Source organism: Anaeromassilibacillus sp. SJQ-1, assembly GCF_046693725.1.
Taxonomy (GTDB): Bacteria; Bacillota; Clostridia; order Oscillospirales; family Acutalibacteraceae; genus Anaeromassilibacillus.
The window spans coordinates 1-25,038 of record NZ_JBKEIV010000043.1 but is presented as its reverse complement, the minus strand read 5'-3'; the positions used below and the strand labels follow the sequence as shown (position 1 = coordinate 25,038).

The window sequence follows — 25,038 nt, the reverse complement described above, 5'->3', positions numbered from 1 at the left end:
ACCTTTGGAAAGGCGGTTTATGCGATCGGCGGCAACCGGGAAGCGGCCGTAGTATCCGGTATCAATGTATTTAAGACTATTATGCTGATCTTTATCCTCGCTTCCTTCATGTACGGGGTTGGCGGCGTGTTGGAAGCCGCCCGGACAGCTGGCGCAACCAACAACTATGGCGACGGCTATGAGACGGATGCCATCGCAGCCTGTGTGGTCGGCGGTGTATCTTTGAACGGCGGTATTGGCACCGTCGGCGGTATTGTCAGCGGTGTGTTGATTTTCACGGTCATCCAGTATGGTTTGCAATTCATCGGTATTAGTCCGATGTGGCAGCAGATTATCAAAGGAATTATTATTGCCGTGGCGGTAGCAATTGATCTGTCCAAGTACAAGCGCAAATAAGCGATTCCATATACCCATTGCCAGAGAAAATACCCGAAGAAGCCCTTCTGCAGAAGGCTCTTCGGGCATTTTCCCATCAATCGAACCCCACAAAATCCTTCTTGACAAACATCAAAAAATCTGTTACCCTATATTCATACCAAACGAATGTATGAAAAGAGGAAATGCATGGCTCGTAATAAGTACCCAGAAATTACCGAAAAACGAATTCTCGATGCGGCACTCAAGTTGTTCATGGAAAAAGGATATGAACAAACCACGATTCAAGACATTGTGAATGAACTTGGTGACCTGAGCAAAGGCGCGGTTTATCACCACTTTAAGTCCAAGGAGGATATTGTTGATGCAGTCACTACACGCGTCTCCATGGAATCGAACCCATTTGACCGTGTCCAAGAGATGAAGGAGCTAAACGGGTTGCAAAAGATCCGCCAGACTTTTCTTCTTTCTCTTGCGAATCAAAAACAATGGGAAATGTACCACCTGTTCCCCTCTCTTTTGAAAAATCCAAAATTCCTAGCGCAGACGGTTCAAGACAGCGTTCAGTTGGCTCATCTATTGGAAAGAATGATCGAAGAAGGAAATAAAGACGGCTCCCTCTCCATTCCATATCCAAAACAGACTGCTGAGTCCATTCTTCTGTTGGTCAACGTCTGGATCAATCCAGCGGCTTTTCCCGTATCCAGGAAAGAATTTATGCAAAAACTTGCTTTTTTAGAGGATATGCTCGAAAAATTGGGTCTGCCCATTGTGGACGATGAGCTTCGTGAGGTTGCTCAGAATTTTTGCGTGAATATCCTGCCAGAATAAGCCATGGGTTCCTCACTTTTGTGATCCTTTTGTAAGCCATTCTTCTGAATGGCTCTCTTTTCTTCTTTTCATACCTTCGTCCGGTATTTATACTTTTAATTGAAAGTAGGTGTCTGTTATGTATCAAAAGTTGATGAATCGCGACTTTTCTCTGGTCGTCATCGGCCAAATTATCTCTCTGTTTGGAAATTCCATCCTACGTTTTGCGTTGCCCCTCTATCTGCTCGATCAGACCGGTTCGTCCGCTCTGTTTGGATCGGTACTTGCCATTTCAATGATTCCCATGATCCTATTTTCCCCCATTGCCGGCATGGTAGCAGACCGCGTCAACCGCCGCAATATTATGGTGATACTCGACTTCAGTACAGCCGCCCTGGTAGCCGTATTTGGTCTACTCAATGCCTCTGGAAATCCCGCTGTCCTAGTTGCGATCATGCTTATCTGCCTTTCTGTCATCCAGGCCTTTTATCAGCCAGCGGTTCAGGCAAGCATTCCCGTTCTTTCCAGTACCAACAACCTCTTGAGGGCCAACGCCATCATCAATCAAGTACAATCGCTCTCCAATCTGATCGGTCCTATCCTCGGCGGAATGCTTTACAGTGTGTGGGGCGTCGTACCGGTCATTTGGGCCAGCGCAGCCAGCTTCCTCTTTTCCGCTGTGATGGAGATTTTCATCCATATTCCTTTCGAAAAACGTGCAGCTAGCGGCGGAATTCTTACCACTGCAGTAAATGACTTAAAAGAAAGCTTACATTTTATGATACGCGAGAGGCCAGTTATTTTGAGAGTGGTGATCTTTGTATCGCTGTTCAACCTAGCTTTGAGTTCCCTGATTACCGTAGGAGTCCCCTCTATGGTCAAAATCACCCTGCATTTGTCCAGTTCCCTTTACAGTCTGACCCAAGTACTTTTAGCCGCTGGTGCACTCTGCGGTGGCATTCTAGCCGGCATACTCGCCCCCAAACTTTCCCTGCGGAATATGCACTGGGTGCTCTTGCTGGCTTCTCCTCTGCCTTCTGCCGATTGGTATTTCTCTGGCATTGGGCGCCTCTATCATGGTCAGTTATGTGGTCATTACCACATGTGGATTTGTCTTTATGGGATTGGGTACACTGTTCTCTGTGATGATGCTGGCTTTTTTGCAGAAGGAAACCCCTCGCCATCTGATCGGCAAGGTTTTGTCGTATGTCGTCGGGCTCTCCATCTGCTCTCAACCAGTTGGGCAGGCGCTCTACGGGTTTCTATTTGACGCATTGGTAGAACAACCGCAGTGGATTCTTTTCGTTGCGGTGGTATTCTCCGTCATCGTTTCTCTGATCTCCAAAAAGACCTTCGCTCATTTGGAAGAATCCGCAACTTAATGTCCGCCTGACCCGATCGCGGTGTTGGAAACAAAGGTGTTCTCCCTTGTGTTGAAAAACCTTTTCCAAGCAACGCAACATGTCCCGAAGAAATGGTCCGAGGTGTTAAAAAATTTTTGAGTAGGATGAATCGTCTTTTCTTTCTGCAATGGAGTATCTGTTTCTGACATTTTTGTCAGGTTTGTGGATCGTTCCTATACGGCAAGAAAATTTGAATAGTTAAGCAAAGAAATGGAAAAATTAGAATAGCTTGTAGACCGGACAGACCCTAACAGAATGCGAAGCGCCGGTGCAGTTCGTACGTCCACTGGCGTCCACATTAGCCAAAGCAACCGAAGAAACGACGTCTCTGATCTAGAAAGTAGATACATACGTTCTTGTATTTATGTATAAATACGGATATAAGAGCAATACCGGAATCTTGTAAGGATTACTGACATTTCCCTGCTTCTATTCATTCCTGTCTGCTTGATAAATCCGGTATTTACAAGTATTGAAAGGCCATCGATATTCCAGTCTGTTTCTATATAAAACGGAAATGGCAAAATCGCGGTCGTCCACGCGTGTTTTCTATGACTCCACAATCTAGCTTCTCCCAACTTTCCTACCGGTTTCCCTATAATGGTAAAAGAACACAGTAAAAACCAATGCAAACAACGATGGTTGTAGGACAATCATAAGAAACGGCAAAAGAAAACCTAAAAAAACACAGAAATGACGCCTTGGAATCCAAAAATATGGATTCCAAGGCGTCATGTTGTCCAATCTTTATTTCTCTATTTACTCCATGTGCTTATACAGGAAAATGTCACCAAACTGTATTTTCAAAAAATGGTTAAATGCGATCCACATCTCCCGCAAAAAAGCCGTAACTGTGGACCCCTTCGGGAACAGAATAACTCCCTTTCCTCCCTGTTTCTCAAGCCAAGGCGCATCTTCGGCCACACATCATCATCGACGGTCTGCTCCGACGTCCACTTGCCTCTTTACAAAAACTACGGCAGGAAGAGGTATCTTCTCCAGTTCCCTTTTCACTTTTAATGGCTTCCTGGAGCTCCACATTCCCTTAGGGAAGGGTATTTCAGGCGTTTTATCCGACACGGTTTTTTCCACCTGTATGTCCCAGTACATAAGTCACAAAGAAAATCGCCGCGGCTATTAAAACGATGGTTCCCCCCGCTGCCGTACCCATATAATAGGATGCAATAAGCCCGCTGACACCGGAGAACAACGAGATACCAATGGCCCAAAAGTGATAAGAACGCATACTCTTGGCCAAATTCCTTGCAGAAGCTGCCGGCAACACCAAAAGGGAATTGATGATCAGAATACCCACCCACTTGATTGTAATCGTAACAATCACAGCAACAATCACCACAAAAAGCTTTTCCATCAGGCGGGTATGAATGTTTTTGCTTGCCGCCAAATCCGTATTGACGCTTGTCAGTAGAAACCGGTTGAAAAACACCACCCAAACCAGGAGTACGGCTGCCAATACAATGGCCAGCAGGCCAATTTCAGACGGCTGTACGGTCAAAATATCCCCGATCAAATAACTGGAGTATTTTGCGAAGCCGCCTGTTGCAGAAAGCAGCACGACGCCTAACGCAAGGCCGGTGCTGGAAAAAACGCCGATGATTGTATCTGCAGACGAGGTTCCGGAACTCATAACAGCTGATATACATAGGGCAAACAGAAGCGCAAACCCCAACATAGAGAGCAGGTAATTGTCCACCCCAAGCAGCACACCGATGGCAATCCCGGTCAAGGCCGAATGGCCGAGTGCATCCGAAAAAAAGCTCATCTTATTGTTTACCACCATGGTCCCGACTAGGCCAAATAAGGGCGTAATCAACAGCACTGCTAGAAATGCATTTTTCATATAGGAGAATTCGGTCCATTCAAACGGCAACAGTGTGTCGATCAAGCTGTACAAAGCACTCATGCGTGTACACCCCCCACTACATCCAGCCCAAACGTCTCCCGTACCTCCGGCGAAGCCATCACCTTTTTCACATCTCCGCTGACCCGGATGGTCCGGTCAAGCAGTGCCGCACGTGTGGCATAGCGCGCAACATGGGATAGATCGTGAGAAACCAAAATGACTGGCATATGATATTCGCTGCGCAAAGAAGTCACCAGATCATAAAAGACCTCAATTCCTTTTCGATCCACGGCGGAAACCGGTTCGTCCAGCAACAGCATATCCGGCATGGGTTCGAGGGCAAACGCCAACAGCACCCGCTGCATCTCCCCTCCGGATAGACTTCCCAAACGCTTCTGTAGAAGGTTCTTTCCACCGACCTTTTGCAGCATGGCATCTGCACGCGCCATCTTTTCTTTCTTATGTCCCAACCAAACGGGAAATTCCGAGAGATTGGCGCAAAGCATGTCTGCAACCGTCATAGGCGTGGAACGGTCAAAAATCATATTTTGCGGCACATAACCAATGCGGGGCTTTTCCACGCGCTCCCCTTTTGGATTGGTAAAAAGGATACTGCCTGTATAGGGAATCCTCCCCAAGAGAGCCTTGAGCAAGGTGGTTTTGCCCGCGCCATTTCGCCCGATAATCGCCATAATTTCACCGTGGTGTACATCCAATGTAACATCATGGATGATCGTACCATCGCGTTTACGCACGGTCAATCCGCGAATCTGCGTACTACATTTGCATTGTTCCATGTTTGAACCTCATCTATTTAGTATTATAATATCAAAATAATACGAATTGTAAAAGAAAAAGGCATTTTATGTGCTGCCCAATGCCTCTTTCAGAACTTCCATATTCTGTTCCATTGCGCGCAAGTACGCATCCGGATTGTTCTCCCCCGTGACAGCTGGGTCCAGGATATAGACCTCCGCTCCACTCTCCTGTGCGATGATCTGCGCTGCATCGGTGGAATATTGGGGTTCTGCAAACACAGCTTTTACACCCGTACTTTCAATCAACCGGATGGTATCCGCCAATTCTTTGGCGCTGGGCTGGCTGTCCGGCTCCCGATTCACAACCTTGACAATATGCAGATCAAATTCCTCTGCAAAATAAGGGAATGCCTCGTGAAAAGTGATGATGTCCCGGTTTGGCAGATTGTCCAGGGTTTTATGCATACGCCCGCGCAACGCACTGAGCTTCGCCAGATATTCCTGGGCATTTTCCTCTATAGCATCTGCATCCTCTGGATCTGCTTCTTTTAATCCATCTGCAATTGTCCGCACCTGCTGCATACAGTTGGAAATAGATACCCAGATATGAGGATTTGCGTCACCGTGGTCATGGTCGTACACTTCTTCATCGTGATCATGGGACTCCTCGCCGCTCATGAGCAAGGAGATTCCTTCGCTGGAATCGATCACACGCAAATCAGGAAGCTGATCGGTCACTTTTTCCATGAAACTCTCCATCCCAGCTCCGTTGATGACAAAGACGTCCGCTTGCTCAATATTTTTCATATCCTTCGACTGCAATTGATAGTCGTGCAGGCAACCGGTCTGTTGCCCTGCCATATTGTCCACCTGCACCCCTTCAATCCCATCTGTAATATTGAGTGCCATAATATACAAAGGGTAAAATGATGTTACAATCCGAAACCGTGGGGGATCTACCGTCTGACGAGGCGTGCAGCCAGTTGGTATCAGCCATAACAGGCATATACACAAAATTGCGGCGATCACACGCCGCAAAGGATAAAAAACGCCGGAGTTACCGGCGTACACGTTCTTTTTCACGGGAACCTCCTAAATGCAAATGATTTGCATTTACTATCATACCCCGATGTCCCCGGTCTGTCAAGGGGAAACATGGTGCTCAAAAAGGCTTCTTTCCATCCAGCCAGCCCTGGCGGCTCCAATATGCTGCGTCAGCGCTCGTCCCTGCTTTCTTCTTCTGCATCATCCGCATCACAAAAAAGAGGGCGCGTGTATGTAGGGTCGGGCGCTTCTTCGTTCCCAAAGAGCGCCAAAAGAGGTCTGTTGTATGGCGGAGTTTCTTCTCGATGCTCTGTTTTCGAGTGGGAGGAATGGCATCCCATCCCGGCGCAAAGATGGAAATCCCACAGGAAAAATGCGCCGGACTCCCCAATGCTTCAAGGAGCGGGCGATCGAGGCATTGGCATCTTTGGTTCCTCCTCCTGCAGCAGTAGAAATCACCAAGGCAGATTTTTGAAACATCTCCGGATATGGGCGATGTACCATGTAGAAATAGCCTGTGTGATCCAAGAACGCTTTCATCTGTGCCGTCATGTCCATCACATAGACCGGCGTTGCAAAAATCAAACCATCCGCATCGCGCATCGCTTGAATCACCGGTTGAACATGTGCCGCATGCGGACACTTCTCCTCATGTCCCTCGATGCAGGTATAGCAACCACAGCAAAAATCGTGGGATTCCGTTTGCAAAAAGTATTCGTTATAGTCCACCTTTCCCAATCGGTTCAATTGCTCTTTGATGACTTGTACCGCTGCGTACGTATTTTTCTTTCGCGGGCTACCATAAAGAATACAAATCTTCATACGCTCTTTCCTCACACTCCTTTAAACTCTTGTGAGCATGTTCCGGATTTGCGGCAGTTTTTCCTCCGCATCTGCCATCCCCATCTGATACGCCTGCTTCAAACGATCCGGATCTTTTTCATATCGCCCCACAGGGATAGGTCTGCTGGGACGAATTAGAATCGCCTTCCCCTCTTTTTCCTGTTGATTGCACAGTTCGACCTCCCGATTGTACATCTGCGGCCGGCGCAACATAGCGTCAATAAACAGAGGATATTCCCCATACTTTGCCCGAAGCGCGGCGCGGGGAACTCCGGGCGGCCCCCTTTTCGATAGGACGCGTCACGCGTCAGAACCACTACATTATAGGAGTTTCCATCCTCCAAGGAACATTGCAGTGGAATCGACGTCGAACAGCCCCCGTCCAACAGCGCATGCCCTTGATAGAAAACGATTTCCGATACAAAAGGCATTGCGCTGGAAGCGCGTACAGGAAGGAAACGTTCATCCATCTCTTCCTTTCCGAAAAAAAGCGGTTTCCCCGTGTACAAATCGGTGGTTCCTGCTTTGAGCTGCACAGGCGATTCAAAAAAGGCCTTATAATCAAATGGCAACAGCTTGCGCGACAATTCCCCAAAAATAAAATCGAAGCCAAACAGGTTTCCCGTCCGGCGCAGGCTGGCCACGCTCATATAGCGGTCGTCCTGGATATAATCATAAAAGATGTGGAAATTTCGTCCCACCTGCCCCGAAATATAGCTCAAGGCGTTACACGCCCCTGCGGAAATTCCATAGACCACTGGGAAAATAATCTGATTTTTGCTAAATACGTCCAATACTCCGCTGGTATAAGCGCCGCGTGTTCCGCCGCCTTCCAAGACTAGGCCAACCGGCATAATAGATTCCCCTTTCTCTATTCGACAGACCAGTACGGATGCGAAGGCATATTCTGCCATGTCCACCCACTGGTTCGAAGTTCTTTTCTCTTATCTATTTTTTCAGTATAGGGCAAACACCCCATATTTACAAGCGAATGGATGTGAGATTAAAAAAATTTTACAAAACCTCTTGATTTTTCCCCTTTCTTCAGCTATAATAATGAAGCACTTTAGAAACGCCTCATCCTTTCTGCCCTGATAGAAAGGGCCTGGCGCTCTCTGTCAGGGGACGAGCTGCCAAAGAAAATGGACGTTTAGCTCAGTTGGCTAGAGCATTCGCTTGACGTGCGAAGGGTCACAGGTTCGAGTCCTGTAATGTCCACCAAAAAGCTTTTGGAATGAATTGTTCCAAAAGCTTTTTTTATTTTTGCAAGTTGGAAAAGCAGTCGGGTCATTCCGCTTTTGCCATATATGGGTAGCCCATAAGTAGAAACACAGTGGCATTTCTTTCGCCGCTTATAAAGGAGCCCGACGCTTTCAGAGACACCGATAAAATATATATTCCCGTTGCAAAATAAGAACATTACCAGGTTATTCTTATAAATATTTTTATATACGATCAACCATCCTACAAAAAAGGACGCTCTACTCCGGGTAAATCCGGCTGATCTGTAGAGCGTCCTTTTTGCCTATTTTTAGAGCGTCATGCACGATTCTTTTTTGATTAAGCAAGTTCTCGCCTTGAGGAATACAAGATCGTATGTCGGGTAACTGCGGTGAGCAACCGCGCCGGTTTTTCGAGTTCTCGATGGACCGCATACGCACCAGCCCCAAGTAGAGAGGGATTTGGATGCAATTGATTTACTTCCACAACAATGTTACCAGCCAAGAGAGCGTTCGTCCGACTCTCGACACTTTTTGTAATCACATCCAACATCATTTCCGGATAAATTTCTGCCAGTTGATCGCCAATCACAATTTTCCCTGGATTTAACTGATTCATCAAACTGACAATCCCCATCGCTAGGAACCCGCAGACATACCGGTATGCATCACTGGCAACGCGATCCCCATTTTTGATCGCTTGAGATAAAGCATGTACATTCAAACAATTCCGATGCAGCCTGGAGATAGCTCCATGGTCAAGTTGTTCTGAAATCCGTTCGAATAACGCACGCATGGAACCGTATTGTTCCAGACATCCGCGGTTTCCGCAAGCACATATCGGACCGTCAAACTGAATACTGCTGTGACCAAATTCTCCAGCAAGGCTTTGTTGACCGAGCAGAAGCTTGCCATCGACAATCATTCCGCAGCCTATGCCCTGTCCAGCTAAAATATACACCATGTTTTGTGTATGGGCGTCGTGGCTATTGTACCAAAGCTGTGCGAATGCACCCGCATTTGCATCATTGAGAATATAAAGGGGCAAATCTAATCCTCTGGAAAGGGTCTCCCGCACTGGGCAGTCTTGCCAGCCAGGCATCCCTGTCACAAAGAGAAGCCGGTCTTCGCTCTCCTGGTAAGGGCCGGGAACCGCCACCCCTGCGGATAAGATCTCCGCATCCGAATGTTCCCGGACAATGGTCTGGATCATCGTCCGCACCCGTTCTAATGCAGCCTCTCCCTGTTCTTCTGGGACAATGGGACATTCCCATTTGTCATATAGTTTTCCAGAAAGCCCCATCAGGCAAGCCGTACAGGTCTGGCGAGTCAAATGAACGCCGATCACCTGAAATCGTTCGTCATTCAGAGTTAAACCAATCGAACGCCGGTTTTTCTCTCCGGCAATTAAACCTGTTTCCACTACGAGTCCGCTGTGAATAAGTTCTCCTACAATATTGGTGATCGTTGCCTGACGCAATCCGGACAGCTTCGCCAAGGTTGCACGCGAACAAAGGCCCTCTTGTCGAAGAAGATTGAGGATGAGCGAACGATTAATCATCTGTATTTTTGCCTGGTTAACGCTTGTTTGATCCATTATTGAAATCACCTCCCCAGACGGTTTATTTTGGGTAACATAAATGTATGTGCAATATGACCCTTGTAAAAAGCAGGCCGTTTTTCAAAAATTGGCCTATGAAGGGGAATGTGCCCACAGCGACTGAGCACTGTGGGCACATCCTAAAGGGTTCACAAGGAAAACTTCCGGATAAAATAGTCGATAAGTTCATTCCGGATTTGACGGCTGCTATTCTTACTCTTAAATAGTTCCACTATCCAGCCGCCAATATTTTCCTTGTTCAGATATACAAGCACTTTTCGTCGAAACAGATTCTTAGTTAAAATGCTCGTAGTGGGCATAGAGCTTTCGTACACTGGCAAAATCTACCGTATTTTTACAAAACATCCAGATTTGTAGCGCCCTTTGTTGCCTAATATGGGCATCTGACGCCTTTCATTTCCACGATATTTTTATGGAAGATTTTAGCCAATGGTTACTGTGCAATGTTTAACTGCATTCTGGCCCGACAGCGTTGTATAAACGCCCGTACTCTGGCCCGGTGTACCAATTGCATACACTCGGTAGTAGTAATCATTGCCAACTTTAGCAACGAACTGGGTCTTCAGCACATCGCCATTGCCGACCGTAAAGCTCGGCGTGAGGTTGTTGCCGTTGACAACGGTCATCTTGAAGCAGTATGCGCTGCCTCTCTTCAAGGTGAAGTTGACCGTCGTGTCGGAAACCACCTGAGCAGCCGCCTGCGCGGTGGTAGCGGCGCCGACAATCGAGGTGCCGGTAGATCCATAGGTGTTCGCGCTTGCAGAGCTTCCCGAGCTGCTGGAAGAGCTGCTATGGCTGTTCGTCGTCTTGACCTTCAACTGGTCCTTAGCATCCTGCAAAGCGTCGGTCATTGCATCGACTTCAGCCTGGTTGTCTTCGCTCAGGGTTGCATCCGCCGCCATAATCTTAGCTTCCGCCAGCGTGTCTTTCAAAGCGGCAACAGAGGCTGCTGTGTATTTGTTCAAATTCATACCTTCAACGGAAGCAATCAAAGCATTCAAAGCACTCTTATCCGCCACTTTGCGCAGGGCTTCCATTGCTGCGTTCAGAGTTTCTGTGGCCTCTTCCACTTCTTCCTGCGTGGCTTGGTCGTCGTACAGGACATCTTCTGCATGGGCCAATGCGTCGTTAAATGCGTCCTTGCCTGCGTCGACATATTTGTCCAAATCCAGATTTTGTGCCTTCTCAATCACAGTGCGAAGCATATCCTTTGTAGAGCCACGGACCAAACCGAGAAGAGCTTCTTCCAGTGTTTTTGCTGCATTTGTGATCTCATCCGCCAAAGCATCCGGGTCGTCATAGACCTTCTGTGCAGCCTCATAGGCATCCTTGAATGCGGTTACGCCCTGGATGAACTCACTCGTGTCGATTTTTTCCGCTACAGACAGCAGGTATTCCAGATAGGTCTTGCTGCCACTCTGGAAGGAAAGGTTGTGCATTGCGTCAATCAAAGCGTTCCATGCCGCATCAATTTCTTCCTGCGTAGCGGTGGGGTTCTTATAAACAGTGTTTGCATTTTCAAGTGCTTCTTCAAAGTCTTCCAGTACGCTGGGGATCACGCCTTCGATCTCATCCTCGCAAGCGTTGGCCGCCTCGATGGTTGCGAGCAGGATGCTCTTATCCACCGTGATGAAGGCAAAGGTCAGTTCGTCTGCCTCGCCTGCCTGGAGTGTGTAGGTGAAGGAATCGGCATCATCGAAATCAACTGCTTCACCATTAAGGGTGACGCCTGCGATCTCTCTACCCTCTACTGCAGGTTCAAAGGTCAAGGTGACGGTCTCGCCCGTTTCAAAGGTGTTCTCATAATCGCCCACCAAGTTGGCAATCGTCTGCTCTTCGCCATTGACGAACAGCTTGACGTTGGTGCCATACTGGACGGACAGGTTGCTGTTTCCGCTCTCTTCCGGAGCCTTTACATTGACAGTGGTCTCCAACGGGAGATTGTCGGAGCTGGTGCCCACCAGGATAGCGCGTTCGCCTTCTGCGACTGTCCACTTATCCTTGGTGCCGTCCGCACGAGTTACATATTCCCCATTGGTATTCCAATAGGACAGGGAACGCTGGGAAATCGAAATGCTTACCTCGCGGGATTCGCCCGGTTGCAAATCTTCCACGCGTGCAAAACCTGCCAGCTGTTTTTCCGCCATCTGTACGCCGTTCGGAACTTCCGCTGCGCCAAGGTAAACCTGTGCAACTTCATCGCCCGCTACGTCGCCAGTATTGGTGACGGTAAAGGTCACATCAAAGCCATTTTCGTCGTTCTCTTCCACCTTCATGTCGGAATAAGCAAAGGTGGTGTAGGACAGGCCATGGCCAAAGTCAAACAGAGGAGCGATGTCCTCGCTGTCATACCAACGATAGCCGGTCATGATGCCCTCGGTGTAGTAAACCGAATTCTTCGGCTGGTTCACGCCGTCGCCGGTTTCCTCTTCGCTCTTCTTGAGGCGCTCTTCAAAGTGCTCCTGGCTGTCGGTAACCGGGGTCTCGTTGTCGTACATCATAAAGGTCTGTGCCAACTTGCCGCTCGGGTTGACTTCGCCAAGCAGGATCCGTGCGGTTGCGAGGCCGCCTTCCTGTCCGGGATACCACATCTCGAGCACGGCGTCTACATCGTTGATCCACTTGTTCATTGTTACGGCGCCGCCGTTGTTGAGCACGACCGTAACCTTATTGCCGTTTTCTTTTCGCCGCCTCGATGACTTCCATCAGCAGTGCTTCCTGATCCTCAGGGAGTGCCAGGCTGCAGTCTTCGATGGTATTGCCTTCTGCGCCGGTGGATCTCCAAGCAAAGAAGACGACATTGTCATTTTCGCTTGCAATGCGGATTGCTTCGTCATGGTTCTCCTGCTTCTGGCTCGGGGTAATCCAGCCCAGGCGGATCTGGAGGTCCTTCAGATCCAGAGCTGCAACGCCCGTGATCTTTACTTTATAGAGCTTGCCAGCTTCCAGGGTAACCGTGGAGTTGCTGATGTCCATGCCGGTGGAGGTGCAGATCACGTTGTTCCACGGCCACTGCGAGCCTTCACGCAAGGACATGTTGCCAAGGGATTTCTCCTGTTCGTCAACGGTGATCTTTCCGCTGATGGTGCCGCCGATTCCGGAGAGTACCATGGTGTATTCACCGTCTTCCGGCGCCTTGAGGTAGGTTTCCAAAGTATAGGCAGAACCATTTTCAAAGGCTGTGCCATCCGGGCCATTCTTATAGGTCTTTGTTCCAGTATTGAAGTTGATGTCTTCCTCGATCTTTGCAACCGTTCCGGTCTCATAGCCTTCCATGTCGATCGGGTCGGTCTTGCCCATCCAGAAGATCTGTCCATTGATCTCAACCGGCGTGCCCGGGTTGCCTTCTACGCCATACTTGCGCAAAACGCCGTTCTGCTCGCCGTTTTCATCCTGATACAGGTATTCTGCCGGGATCGTGGTTCCCACGATGTCGAGGCCTGCCGTCGCTTCGATGTTGGCATCCTCGCCTGCAATTTCCATCATCCGGTCATACGGACTGACCATCCGGCTCAATGTTCCGAAGGAACGCTCCTGGCCGCTGCCGCCCGCGATCGGGTTGACCGCGCCAAGGCCGATCATACCAACAGAGGAATTGGAAGCATCCAGCGGGAGGGTTTCGTTATCGTTCTTGAGAAGGACTGCGCCCTTTTCCGCAACTTCCAAAGCGATGTCCTGATTCTCTGCCAAGAGGCCGTCGTCTACTTGTTCTGCATAGGTGTCGGGCAGCTTGATCGGCTCGGTACGGCCCGGCTCTTCTTTGACGTAGCCCTTGCCGTCCAGCTCGACCAGATACAGATAGCCAACTTTGCCCATCGCGTTGAGCACATGGCTGACCGCCTCGTCCACATCGTCCCAAGTCATCTCGCCGTTGGCGATCTTTTCTTCGGTCGCCGCCTGCGTATTCTGGCTGGCAGAAGGCATCTCGAGATCCGTGCCCTTGTCCAGCGTATACGCATGGTTGCCGCCCCAGTCGGTCACAGTGAAGCCGTCAAATCCCCACTCGTCGCGGAGAATATCGAGCTGCAATTCCGTGCTTGCGGAAGCCCAAGCGCCGTTTACGCCGTTGTAAGAGGACATCACGGATGCTGCGTCCGCTTCATGGATAGCCGCCTCAAACGGAGCAAGATAGAGCTCATGCAACGTCTGCTCGTCAACCTGCACATCCACTGCGCCGCCCGGCGTGCTGTCCTGTGCGAACACTGCGAAGTGCTTCAAAGTTGCGATGACGTTCTGATCCTGGATACCTTCGGTTTCGCTGACTGCCAAACGGGACAGCAGGAACGGATCCTCGCCCATCTGGTCCTTGCTGCGGCCAAAGTGTGCCGTACGGGTAATATCAAACTGAGAACCAAGCTGTACGTTGCCGGAGATGGCCTTGTTCTCAGAACCGCTGATCTTGCCGTAGTCATAAGCGAGGTCGGTGCTCCAGGTGGAGGCCAACATCTGCTCAATCGGCGGGTTGGTGGTGTCGTAAATAGAAGTTACGCCATCCGGGCCGTCAAACATGCGCAGCTCCGGAATTCCCAAGCGCGGAACGCCCGCAAGGCTGCCTGCGTCCGCAACGCCGGCCTTTTCGCCGCCGCCCAACAGAGAGAACTTCTCTTCTGTTGTCATGGTGTTGATGAGCGCCTCGACCTTCTCATCGCGGACTTCCTGGCTCTCAACAACCAGATATTTCTCATCGTAGGTGTCCGGGAACGTGGTCTTTTCCAGGTTCGGGTCACCGATGTCTGTGTATTTCGCAGTACGTTCGTCAGCAATCTGGCCGTCCCAGTTCAGACCAAAGCCAAAGCTGTACGCATTGCCGTCGCTGTCCACATAGACTTCCATATCGTGGTAGCCATCCTCATAGGCGGTCTCCACAGCTTCCATGCTGGCGGGCATATTGACCGGCAGCAGGCCGCTCGGTTCCGTCTGGCCGGAAATCACTTCCATGAAGGCATCCGGCGATACACTGGTGCCGATGAGCATTGCATCCACAGAGGGTTCAAATTCAGAAACGACCATCGGGTTCTCCATGCTGAGGATAAAGATGATCGGCTTGTCGCCCATCAGTTCCACGGTTTCCTGAATCAGTTCCAGGTTTTCCGGAGTACCCGCATGGGTGTTGCCCTTTCTGGAGCGGTTGGACTTATAATCGCCCTTGGACTCGTCCGGGGTCTCGTTATACTGAACCAGCGTGCCGTCTGCATGATACCAGTCGTATCCGATGCTGACTTCGCGCATTGCGTCCGCCGTATATTCGCCATAGGTCAAGTTCTGCGGACGGCCGTCGGTGTATTCCATCGCCATGCTCGGGGACTCCAATTCGATGATGGCGAAATCCGCTTCGCTTGCCGCCTGTGCCTTAGCCTCGTCGCTCGGCATCTCCCCGTTCTCCGTCGCTTGTACCAGCGTATCCGGGACGTTATAGTATTTCTGCACGGTATCCAAGCTGATGACCGGCTCGACCTTTGTACTGGAACCGCTGCCACCACCCGGGAAACCTGGGAAGCCGCCTCCGCCGCTGGATTCCTTGAGCGGCACATAAGCGGTCAGCTCTTCGCCGTCCTCTGCCTGAAGCGGCAGGGTGTTGTTGGAGTTCTTCGTCATGATGACAGCGTCCTTATGGGTTTCATACGCCGTCTCGTTCAATTCCGGAGAACCGACAAAGGATTTTGCATAGCCCGGGTCCACATACGGATCCTCGAACAGGCCCAGGTTGAAGATCACTTTCAGGATGCGGGTTGCCGAAGCCTCGGTCAGCTCGTCCATGAATTCCTCTCCCAGAGCTTCAATGCCGTACTCCTCGCTGCCGTTGACGCCCATATCATAGGCTGCCAGCATGTCTTCCATGACGTATTCGTCGCTGTCCAGGCCGCCCATCTGGTCAACGCCTGCCAGCATGCTGGCCAGGATACGGTACGGACGGTTGTAGCCCTTGCCAGGCTCCAAGCCCCAAGGCGTATCCGCGCCGCCCATGCCTTCATGGCTTCCATGGATTTTCCAGTCTGTGCAGACCAGGCCGTCATAGTTGAGGTCTTCGCGCAGACGCTCCTGGACAATGTACTTGCTGAAGCCGTTCGCTACGTTTGCGCCGCTCGGGTCCTGGTTAAACGGGATCGTATAATACGGCATTACGCCTGCGGACTGCTTAGTTGTGTCCTTGTATTCCTCTGCGAATCCTGCGCCCTTTACAAAATATTGCAGGATTTCTTCAAAATTGCCGGCAGGGTAAACGCCAAATTTTCCGTCGTCCTTGTGGGCGTCAAATCCGAACTCACCGGTGCCGCCGCTGGGCCAGTGCTTTGCAATGGTTGCAACGCTGCCGGTGCCCCAGCCTTCGTCGATGCCGTAGTCATTCTCCTGATAGTTGTCGTCGGTCTGCATCGCTTCGATGAAGGAGCTAGCCATGTCCGCCGCCAACTCTGGGTCTTCCGAGAAAGCACTGCTGTTTCTGGACCATCTTGGCTCGGTGATGAGGTCCATTTGCGGCCCAAGCATCATTTGGATGCCGATTGCGCGGTACTCAGCAGCTGTAATATCGCCGTATGTATAGGCGGTATCCGCATCAAAGGTTGCTGCAATACCCATGTTGTTGGGCCACTTCGAAACTGTGCCGCCCGGCTCCGTTGTCTCGATCGTGCCGGAATCGACGATTCCCGTATGGCGCGGGTCCGTGCTCGTTACGACCGGGATGCCGAACATTTCAGGCGTATCCTCCGCCCAATATTGGAGCTTGTTGTTGGCTTCCGCCATGGTATCCGCCGCCGACGTGCTTCTCGTCAGGTTGAAGCGGGTGCCTTCTTTCATCTCTTCCTTGGTCTTACCCGTCGACCCATGGGTCATCAGGGCCAAACGCTGCTCCGTGCTGAGCTGTGCCGCCAAAGACTTTGCACGCTCCAAGCTGGAAAGACGCCAGTCCTCATATGTATCGAGCTTGCCGTTCTGGTTCAAATCTTTGAAGTAATAGCCAGAGGCCTCTTCATACAGGATATCGACGTTGGATGTCGCCGAATGGGACAGGGTTGCGCCTCCCTCATTGAGGACATAGCGCACATCTTTGTAATACTCATAGCTGCTGTCGGGAATCTCCGTATTGGTAAAATCGGTTCCCATGGAGATCACCGTACTTCCCCCTGCTGGGCGGCCTGCGCTTCGCCAACCGGCGCTGCAACCGTGGTCCCCAACAGAATTGCTGCTGTCAGCAAGGAGAGGATTCTGTTCTTGTTCATGCTTGCTCCTCCTTCATTCGTTTCTCTTGGACCTATTCCTCTCTACCCACTGGTTATATCAATAAAAATCGACCACCCCCATTCATTTTATTGTCAGTATTGTCTCTCTTGATGCTTAATCTATCAAATTATGATAATGAAATCAATAATTATGCGCGTAAAGTCGTTATGTGGCGCAACTGGATTTCTTTGCCAATCAAAACTATATTTAGCTTGTAAATTCTAACAACAAACTTACTCCTATTTATTGACTTTCCGTACATAATCCGATATCCTGGTGATAGATTCTACAAAAAATGCGTGTCGGAGGTGGGATGTTTTATGATTTCTATTGCCTATTGCGACGATGAACACGCAGCATTGCAGCTCTATCCAGGCCAGGTGCGCTCTGCATTTTTACAACATCACCGTCCTGTGCAGATCGATTGTTTCCAACAGCCGCAAGCCCTGATGGAACGTATTGCCACCAACAATGGTTATAATCTCCTGTTCTTAGATATAAGCATGCCGCAGATGGACGGGATCGAACTCGGCCGACAGCTTCGAAGAATCGCCGACGATGTTCTGATTGTATTTGTCTCCAGCCATGAGGAATTAGTCTTTGAGTCGTTTCAGGTGACGCCTTTCCGGTTTATCCGTAAGGGCCATTTTTACCAGGATTTAGAAGAATGTGTTCCTGCAATGATTACAGAACTTGAAAAACGCCAGACTGAGATACAAATCGGCAATGGCAAAGAAGTCTACCGGATTGCCCCTTACAAGATTCTTTATATTGAGAGCAGCGACAAGATACAACGGTTGTCTACTCTTCAAGGGACCGTGGAGATTCGCTATAAACTGAAGGATTTGGAAGCCCTATTGGAGGATTATGGATTCATCCGGGTCCACAAGGGTTATCTGGTAAACGCCCGTTTTATCGCTCGGGTAAATAAACGGGAGGTTGTCTTGAACACGGGGGAATCCATCCCGTTAAGCAAATACCGGGTCGACCAAGTCTTGGAAGAATTGGAGCGGGTGACCTGAATATGGATGTCTTTTGCCGGTGGTTCAATCTTTATCTGGAAGCCTTTGCACTGTTCTGGCTATTGGAACACAATTATAGGTTCCGCTGGGATTACCCATGCCTTCGGGCGATCAAGTATCTGTTGGCATTGCTATCGATTGTTCTATTTCATTTGGACCCGGTCACCTCCTATTTTTCCACCCCGAACTTTGGCCTTTATTTTGGCGTACTGATCGGAATAGGCCTCTCTTTCTGTCTGCTTCTGCGGGGAAATATGGCATGCAAAAGCCTAACGGCAGTCGTCTGTATCAACGTTCTGATCGAGATCCATCTATTTATTGGTACACAGCTATATTCGCATTTTTCTTCACATTCACAATGGGTTTATTTACTTCTCACAAAAGCCATTTTAGCCATCGCTTTATTTCTGATGGTCCGTTTTCCCATCCACGTGGAATACGCCCTGCCGCGCAATTATTATTTCTTGATGTTTTTAGCAATCGCCATCACACTCACCATTCGAACCATTACCCTATATTTGCAACTGGATGCTTTAAACAATCTTGGCTTGTTGACTTTATATCTGGCTCTGTACTGTATTTATGGAAACCTATTGCAGGACTATGGGAAAAAGGTCCATTTTGAATGGGCAAACAATCAGCTGAGCATGCAGATCAACAGTTGGAAAGATATCGAAACCATGTATCACGAGTTGCGAGAGCTTCGGCACGACCTTAAGAATCATATGCTCTCTATGCAGGCGCTTTTGGATCAACACGATTACGAGGCTCTGAGTTCTTATTTTAGCCAATTCAACGACTCACGCCTTCTTCTCAAGCAAGTCATCCAAACCGGTTATCCGGTTTTGGACGCTGTCCTGAATGCCAAAAGTGCACAGTGTTCTATCAAGGGCATTCCGATCGATACAAAAGCTATGATCTCCCAAAAAATCACTCTGCCCTCTGAAGAACTCTGTTCGATCCTGTGCAACTTGATCGATAATGCCATTGAGGCATCGGAGAGAGCGCCGGAAAAAGACATTCGTGTGGAAATAAAGGCTGCCAAAGGATTTATCTCTTTAAAAATTCGCAACAAATACCCGCACGATCCGCGTGGAAACAATCCTTTCCTAGCAACGACCAAAGAAAATGCTGCACAGCACGGCATCGGAATGGGAATCGTCCGCGGCATCGTGAAGAAGTACAAGGGCACCTTCTCTTTTTCTTACGAAAATGGCTACGTGCATGCAAATGTCCTGTTGCCACTGGAAAGCGACGTTTATCAATCTAAAATTGCCTGATAAAGGACATTTTAAAGCCAAAAGTAGCCATAACATCTATGTCTATAGCAACAAAATAAATAACACAAAAATCCCACGGAATAGGATTCTATTTTGAGATCTCTTTCCGTGGGATTTTGTCATTTAAAAATACTTTTTGTACACAAGGATTTAATGAAGCCGTTCGGTTTGTTAGCTATTTCTATATGAAACATATATGTAAATAACCATATAATTCATTGACATATATCTACATAATTGTTATGATTAAATCAATAAAATTTTTGAAGAACAATTTTATGCTATAATTATTTAGAAAGGATGTGAGAAATTTAGAACTTTACGGAAGAATATGGAAAAGATTGATAGGAGGAGAACGAATTGAAAAGGCAGTTTTTGGCGAGACGGCTCACAGCAATGGCTTGTACAGCCGCCTTGCTTGTCAGCAGTGTTCCTTTATCGTGGGTTCAAGCAGTCGCTTACAAGCAGGAACCGGTCAAAATTCCTCAGTTTCTAATGACAGCAACCGCTTCCAGCGAAGAAAGTAAAAGCGATACCTGCTATGCATCCTATGCCATAGACGGGGACACCGGCACTATGTGGCATACCCGTTGGAGTTCCACTGCATCCGCCCCTCACTGGCTATCTGTTGACTTGGGGCGGACTGTTGAACTTGCAAAATTGACCTATCTGCCAAGACAGGACGGAAATCAAAATGGTTATGTTCAGGAGTACGAGATTTCGGTTAGCACCGACGGCCAAACCTATACGCCGGTTCTCGATGGGACTTGGGCGTGCGATATGGCCGAAAAAGAAGCGGTCTTTTCTACACCCGTTTCAGCACGTTATGTACGTTTGGAAGCGGTTGGCGCGTCCATGGCCTCGTGTGCAGAATGCAATATCTTTGCCGCTTCCAGTGTCTATACACCGCTTTGGTCCCTGCTAGAACAAGCGTATGATATTCTAAATGAGGCAGAAGTTGGCGACGGTATTCATCAGTTTCCTCAGGAACAGATGGAATTGTTCCAGCAAGCAGTCGATGACGCTGAATTGAAAGCTGCATCCCTCTCCGAGTCCGATGAGAGCGCCATCCAAGCGGCAGCGGATGCATTGGAACATGCAATCAACACTTTCCAGGCATCCCAAAACATGTATAGCCGGGAAGATCTCAAGGAACTTCTCGCCCAGGCACAGGCGCTTTTGGAGAACACCGGCACCGGAACAGGGGATGGCGAGGCATCCCAGTTGGCCAAAAACGCCTTTACGGAAGCAATTCAAAAGGCTGAAGGTGTTTTTCAGGAACCTTCTTCCAGCAACATGCAGATCCACATGGCGTACGAGACATTGGAAACTGCACGGGCAACCTTCCAAGACCATATTGTCACCGATCAGAAATCCTTGGCGGGGGTATGGGAATTAAAGCTGGGTTCTTATTCTCCAGAAGATGGCGCGCTCTCGGATACATGCATCTTACCCGGGACCTTGGATGAAAATAAAAAGGGAAACAGGAACACTTCTGTTAACACCAATCATTTGAACCGTAAATATACATATACCGGTGACGCAGTCTATCAAAAGACGGTTTTTATCCCGGACAACTGGGCTGGCAAACACGTTACTTTCCTGATGGAGCGCACCAAAAATACACGAGTTTGGGTGAACGGACAAGAACAAACCAATTATAACGCAAATGATACTCTGGGAACGGCTCAGGAGTATGTATTGACCGGGCTGATTCCCGGACAGGAAAACACCCTGACGGTGCAGGTCCGCAATACGGACTATGCTGTTTCGACCGGCAGCCATATGTTGACGGAAGAAACCGTGACCAACTGGAATGGTATTCTAGGAAAAATTGAGCTGAAAGCCACCGATCCCGTTTTTATCAAAGATGTTCGAATCTACCCGGACATTCATGCAAAAACAGCGCAGGCAAAGATCACCATCGCCAATACAACGGGACAGGCTATTCATGGGACGTTGGCCTTACAAGCACACAGCTATAATCATGAAGGTTCGGTTCATACTGTACCACAGGCCGTTCAAGAGTTTACTCTTGGGGCGGATGAGGAAGAACAGGAAATCGAAGTTACATACCATATGGGAGAAGAGGTCCGACTTTGGTCGGAGTTTGACCCATCCATGTATGAGATGACAGTCACCCTGGATTCTGAAGAGAACTTTGCGGATGCCTTTGTCGAAAGCTTTGGTATGCGCGAATTCAAGACTTCCGGCACAAAATTTACCATCAATGGAATTACCACCTTTATGCGCGGCGAAGGAAATTCCGCTGTATTTCCGCTCACAGGTTACCCATATATGACGAAAGCGGAATGGCTCGACTTTTTCTCCAAGGCGCAAGCACTCGGAATCAACTTCTTCCGCTTCCATTCTTGGACACCTCCAGAGGCCGCATTTGAAGCGGCTGATGAGCTCGGAATCTACATGCAGCCGGAACTCTATGGATTTGGAGGAACTCCTTTCTCTGCGTATTACGATGAGGAAGCCGTCCGAATCCTTCACTATCTGGCAAACCATCCATCTTTTGTGATGTTTGCATGGGGCAACGAGCTTGATACCACCGGAAGCAACCGGGATGGAGCTAACGCGTTGCGAGAACTCTGCCGGAGCGTGGACAACACCCGTTTGTATGCAGAAGGCAGCAACAACAATTATTGGTCGCCTTCCTTCAATACCGGGGATGATTACTGGACAACCTGCAAGACAAAAGCCAATTCGGACCCATATCATACCCGTATCTCGTTTTCTTGGGTGGACGCTGCCTCCGGTGGGGCGCTGGAATCCATGCAGCCCAATACAACCTTTAACTACCAGCACGCTATCAGCGAGATCGACAAGCCACTGATGAATCACGAGGCGGGCCAGTACCAGGTCCTACCGTTGTTTGACGAAGAAATTCCAAAGTATGAGAAAGGAGTCTTTGAAGCGCGCAATCTACAATACTACCGAGATCTCATGGAGAGTAAGGGCCTGCTGTATATGAACGAGATCTTTTCAAAGGTCTCTGCCCGCGTGTCCGCCATCGGCTATCGTGCCGATCTAGAAACTGCACTGCGCACACCGGGTATGGCAGGCTATCAGTTGCTGAGCATCCAAGATTTCCCTGGCCAGGGAACCGCACACGTCGGTATTTTGGACAATTTCATGGAAGATAAGCCCGGCGGATTTACCAAGGAACAGTATAAAAGTTTCAACGATTCGGTTGTCATCCTGGCCCAGCTTCCGAAACTTGTTCTGACCAACGACGAAATGCTCACAGGAACGATCTCCATTGTCAACTACGGCCCGACGGCTCTGGCTGGCATTGCCGGACAGTGGACGTTGAAAAATGGCGATACGATCCTTGCAAAAGGCTCCCTGAACCCCATGGATGTCGCACAAGGCGGTGTCACAGATATTGGAACCTTCCATACCTCTCTGGCATCTATCACAGATGCCGCCAAGCTGACCCTAGAGGTATCCGCAGAATCGATCGGTTCTAACAGCTATGATCTATGGGTCTACCCAAATCAGCTTACCCCTACCGTCCCCTCGAATGTGCTGGTTTCTACCAATATGGATCAGGCTACGCTTGAGGCATTGGAAAATGGAGAAAACGTTCTGTTCCTGCCGGAACCCAGCTTGAAAACCATCCCTGACAGCGTGGCTGTCCGTTGGACGACGGACTATTGGAGCAAGATGTTCCACCGATCCGACCGCGACGCACACACCATGGGGATGTACATACAAAACGATCATCCGATCTTCCGCTATTTCCCCACAGAGTATTTTAGCGACTACCAATGGTTCAATCTGATGAAAGGGTCCCGCGCAGTTGTCCTTGACGATGCACCAGCCGATTTGGAACCGCTTGCCTGGAACATCGATCACATGGAGTGGAGCCGAAAGCTCGGCAGCCTCTTTGAAGCAACCGTTGGAAAAGGAAAGTTGGTGGTTTGCACCTTCGATCTGCTCAATCAAATGGATGAATACCCAGAGGCTAAACAGCTCTATTACAGCATTCTCCAGTACATGTCCTCCGATGAATTCCAGCCGAAAGTCGAGCTGACACCCGCATATCTAACAAAAACTTTCCTGGAAAAGACCAATATCAACCCCTATGACACGGTTGAAGCAGAGACTTATACAGAAGGAAGCGGCAACTTTAAAACAGAAAGCGGTACTGATGAGTCCGGCGAATCGGAGACCGCCCTTGGAGGAATCAACAGCGGAAATTGGGTCATGTACGAAAACGTGGACTTTGGGCTGAATGGTTGTTCTAAATTGACAATCAATGGTTCAAATAACAACAATTCTCCACAGATTATAGAGGTGCGTTTGGATTCCCCTACCGGCGAACTGGTAACAACCTTGGAATTCGAAAAAACCGGCCCCTGGAACGAATACAAGTCACAGACATTCGACATCCCACGCATTTCCGGTCTGCACGATTTGGTGCTGGTCTTCAAAAATGGCTCTATCGCTCTCAATTCCTTCTGGTTTGAAGAGGGAACCGTACAATATATCAGCCCCTATGAAAAAATGGAACCGGAATCTGCCGCGGGTGATATCGAGATCACGGATATAGACGGCGGAAGCCACGTAATTATGCAAAATTATGTCAGTGCCATCACTGACCAGGTTGAGATACAATTCAATCATGTTGAATTTGGCAGTTATGGTTCCAAAGAGGTTACTATCCAAGGACGTACCCTCAACGGGCAGGATGTTCATGGGTATCTCCGCTATAACGACAATGGAACGGAAAAGACCATTCCCTTTGTCTTTAAAGCTGGCGAAGGCGAGTCCTATGAACTCTCCTCTGAAACATTCTTTAAGCAAACTGTCCCCGCGAAGGGGATTAAAGGCCCACAAAATCTGGTTATCGGCTTTGAGAAAGGGACTCGCTTTGATCTGGAAGCAATTGTCTTTACAGGCTATGAGCATGCACCAGTAGTGAACCCCGATTATGAAACCGCTATGCAGGAAGCCGCCGAAATATTCTCCAAGGTAGAAAACCGTCCGCTTCTTTATACCGAAGAAACTTGGACGATTTTTGAAGCAGCCTATGCGGAAGCAGCAAAGGTCGATTTGGAGGACAACGACGCAGTCGCAAAGGTGGCATCGCAATTGCAAGCTGCCATCGACGGTCTACTTCTATCCGGAAAGAGTAAATCCGCATATACCACCACCTACGCAAGAAATTATGACACTGTTGACGGATCGGTCAAACTGGAACGGGAAGCGCCCGATCAAGTGGTAGGTGGGTTTGACAAGGGGGAAACTCTCTTCTACGATGGCCTCGACTTTGGTACAACAGGAGCATGTAAACTGACGGTACGTGCCGCAAACGGCCGTTCTGACTGGGAGAACGAAAAAGTAGCCGTACTTCGCTTCCATTATGGAGACGGTGACAAAGACTATGTTGACGTTACCATTTTGCAGACCGGCGGATGGGATGCTTCTCACGATGCAAACTTTTCTGTAGAAATCCCCGCGTCCAGCTGGGGCGGTGTAAAGGATGTATCCATCGAATTGTTGGAAGGTGCAGTAGCTCTTCACTCGTTCATTTTTGAAGAAGAAGTGAATCAAGACCCGCAG

At 49.1% G+C, this 25,038-nt stretch carries 15 protein-coding genes and 1 tRNA gene; 7 read left to right on the top strand and 9 right to left on the bottom strand.

Features of this window, described 5'->3' with window-relative positions:
- From ACGCCZ_RS11525 to ACGCCZ_RS11515, 3 genes are all read left to right on the top strand, one after another.
- Positions 1 to 396: ABC transporter permease subunit (locus tag ACGCCZ_RS11525; RefSeq protein WP_411656097.1), on the top strand; the 396-nt coding region annotated here is incomplete at its 5' end.
- A gap of 168 nt (positions 397 to 564) precedes the next feature.
- A complete protein-coding gene (locus tag ACGCCZ_RS11520) occupies positions 565 to 1,206 on the top strand; it encodes a TetR/AcrR family transcriptional regulator (RefSeq protein WP_085531519.1) in 642 nt (213 codons plus the stop codon).
- Positions 1,207 to 1,324: 118 nt separating this feature from the next.
- The gene (locus ACGCCZ_RS11515; protein ID WP_411656096.1) at positions 1,325 to 2,455 is read left to right on the top strand and encodes an MFS transporter; all 1,131 of its coding nucleotides are present in this window, start codon (positions 1,325 to 1,327) and stop codon (positions 2,453 to 2,455) included.
- A 1,202-nt stretch (positions 2,456 to 3,657) separates the two neighbouring features.
- Here ACGCCZ_RS11515 and ACGCCZ_RS11510 read toward each other — a convergent pair.
- The 6 genes from ACGCCZ_RS11510 to ACGCCZ_RS11485 form a co-directional block, all read right to left on the bottom strand.
- A complete protein-coding gene (locus ACGCCZ_RS11510; RefSeq protein WP_411656095.1) occupies positions 3,658 to 4,512 on the bottom strand; it encodes a metal ABC transporter permease in 855 nt (284 codons plus the stop codon).
- On the bottom strand, positions 4,509 to 5,249 hold the full coding sequence (locus ACGCCZ_RS11505) for a metal ABC transporter ATP-binding protein (RefSeq protein WP_054324856.1): 741 nt from the start codon (positions 5,247 to 5,249) through the stop codon (positions 4,509 to 4,511). The genes ACGCCZ_RS11510 and ACGCCZ_RS11505 overlap by 4 nt, the downstream gene beginning before the upstream one ends.
- A gap of 66 nt (positions 5,250 to 5,315) precedes the next feature.
- Positions 5,316 to 6,293: a metal ABC transporter substrate-binding protein gene (locus ACGCCZ_RS11500; RefSeq protein ID WP_411656094.1), complete on the bottom strand. Its 978-nt coding sequence runs from the start codon at positions 6,291 to 6,293 to the stop codon at positions 5,316 to 5,318.
- Between the two features lie 171 nt (positions 6,294 to 6,464).
- A complete protein-coding gene (locus ACGCCZ_RS11495; protein WP_411656093.1) occupies positions 6,465 to 7,076 on the bottom strand; it encodes a flavodoxin family protein in 612 nt (203 codons plus the stop codon).
- Positions 7,077 to 7,097: 21 nt separating this feature from the next.
- Entirely contained in the window at positions 7,098 to 7,292 is a 195-nt protein-coding gene (locus ACGCCZ_RS11490) for a DUF6363 domain-containing protein (protein ID WP_411656099.1), read from the bottom strand.
- Positions 7,232 to 8,011 (bottom strand): patatin-like phospholipase family protein, encoded by a 780-nt coding sequence (locus ACGCCZ_RS11485; RefSeq protein WP_411656092.1) that lies wholly within the window; start codon positions 8,009 to 8,011, stop codon positions 7,232 to 7,234. The genes ACGCCZ_RS11490 and ACGCCZ_RS11485 overlap by 61 nt, the downstream gene beginning before the upstream one ends.
- Before the next feature lie 230 nt (positions 8,012 to 8,241).
- Here ACGCCZ_RS11485 and ACGCCZ_RS11480 point away from each other — a divergent pair.
- A tRNA-Val gene (locus ACGCCZ_RS11480) sits at positions 8,242 to 8,318 on the top strand.
- A gap of 339 nt (positions 8,319 to 8,657) precedes the next feature.
- On the opposite strand, the gene ACGCCZ_RS11475 is transcribed toward ACGCCZ_RS11480, so the two are convergent.
- From ACGCCZ_RS11475 to ACGCCZ_RS11465, 3 genes are all read right to left on the bottom strand, one after another.
- A complete protein-coding gene (locus ACGCCZ_RS11475; RefSeq protein ID WP_054324852.1) occupies positions 8,658 to 9,914 on the bottom strand; it encodes an ROK family transcriptional regulator in 1,257 nt (418 codons plus the stop codon).
- A 446-nt stretch (positions 9,915 to 10,360) separates the two neighbouring features.
- The gene (locus ACGCCZ_RS11470) at positions 10,361 to 12,568 is read right to left on the bottom strand and encodes a fibronectin type III-like domain-contianing protein (RefSeq protein WP_411656091.1); all 2,208 of its coding nucleotides are present in this window, start codon (positions 12,566 to 12,568) and stop codon (positions 10,361 to 10,363) included.
- Positions 12,569 to 12,605: 37 nt separating this feature from the next.
- Positions 12,606 to 17,039 (bottom strand): glycoside hydrolase family 3 N-terminal domain-containing protein, encoded by a 4,434-nt coding sequence (locus tag ACGCCZ_RS11465; protein WP_411656098.1) that lies wholly within the window; start codon positions 17,037 to 17,039, stop codon positions 12,606 to 12,608.
- Between the two features lie 437 nt (positions 17,040 to 17,476).
- Between ACGCCZ_RS11465 and ACGCCZ_RS11460 the strand changes: the two genes are divergently transcribed.
- From ACGCCZ_RS11460 to ACGCCZ_RS11450, 3 genes are all read left to right on the top strand, one after another.
- Positions 17,477 to 18,178 (top strand): LytR/AlgR family response regulator transcription factor, encoded by a 702-nt coding sequence (locus tag ACGCCZ_RS11460; protein ID WP_054324850.1) that lies wholly within the window; start codon positions 17,477 to 17,479, stop codon positions 18,176 to 18,178.
- A 2-nt stretch (positions 18,179 to 18,180) separates the two neighbouring features.
- Positions 18,181 to 19,458, top strand: a complete 1,278-nt coding sequence (locus ACGCCZ_RS11455; RefSeq protein ID WP_054324849.1) for a sensor histidine kinase — start codon at positions 18,181 to 18,183, stop codon at positions 19,456 to 19,458.
- Positions 19,459 to 19,818: 360 nt separating this feature from the next.
- A partial coding sequence (locus tag ACGCCZ_RS11450) for a carbohydrate-binding protein (RefSeq protein ID WP_411656090.1) occupies positions 19,819 to 25,038 on the top strand: 5,220 nt, incomplete at its 3' end.

What these genes read in the sequence shown, in the direction of transcription:
- ACGCCZ_RS11520 (WP_085531519.1), top strand. Translation starts at nt 565, where the DNA reads ATGGCTCGTAATAAGTACCCAGAAATTACCGAAAAACGAATTCTCGAT.
- ACGCCZ_RS11515 (WP_411656096.1), top strand. Translation starts at nt 1,325, where the DNA reads ATGTATCAAAAGTTGATGAATCGCGACTTTTCTCTGGTCGTCATCGGC.
- ACGCCZ_RS11510 (WP_411656095.1), bottom strand. Translation starts at nt 4,512, where the DNA reads ATGAGTGCTTTGTACAGCTTGATCGACACACTGTTGCCGTTTGAATGG.
- ACGCCZ_RS11505 (WP_054324856.1), bottom strand. Translation starts at nt 5,249, where the DNA reads ATGGAACAATGCAAATGTAGTACGCAGATTCGCGGATTGACCGTGCGT.
- ACGCCZ_RS11495 (WP_411656093.1), bottom strand. Translation starts at nt 7,076, where the DNA reads ATGAAGATTTGTATTCTTTATGGTAGCCCGCGAAAGAAAAATACGTAC.
- ACGCCZ_RS11490 (WP_411656099.1), bottom strand. Translation starts at nt 7,292, where the DNA reads ATGTACAATCGGGAGGTCGAACTGTGCAATCAACAGGAAAAAGAGGGG.
- ACGCCZ_RS11485 (WP_411656092.1), bottom strand. Translation starts at nt 8,011, where the DNA reads ATGGCAGAATATGCCTTCGCATCCGTACTGGTCTGTCGAATAGAGAAA.
- ACGCCZ_RS11475 (WP_054324852.1), bottom strand. Translation starts at nt 9,914, where the DNA reads ATGGATCAAACAAGCGTTAACCAGGCAAAAATACAGATGATTAATCGT.
- ACGCCZ_RS11470 (WP_411656091.1), bottom strand. Translation starts at nt 12,568, where the DNA reads ATGAACAAGTGGATCAACGATGTAGACGCCGTGCTCGAGATGTGGTAT.
- ACGCCZ_RS11465 (WP_411656098.1), bottom strand. Translation starts at nt 17,039, where the DNA reads ATGGGAACCGATTTTACCAATACGGAGATTCCCGACAGCAGCTATGAG.
- ACGCCZ_RS11460 (WP_054324850.1), top strand. Translation starts at nt 17,477, where the DNA reads ATGATTTCTATTGCCTATTGCGACGATGAACACGCAGCATTGCAGCTC.
- ACGCCZ_RS11455 (WP_054324849.1), top strand. Translation starts at nt 18,181, where the DNA reads ATGGATGTCTTTTGCCGGTGGTTCAATCTTTATCTGGAAGCCTTTGCA.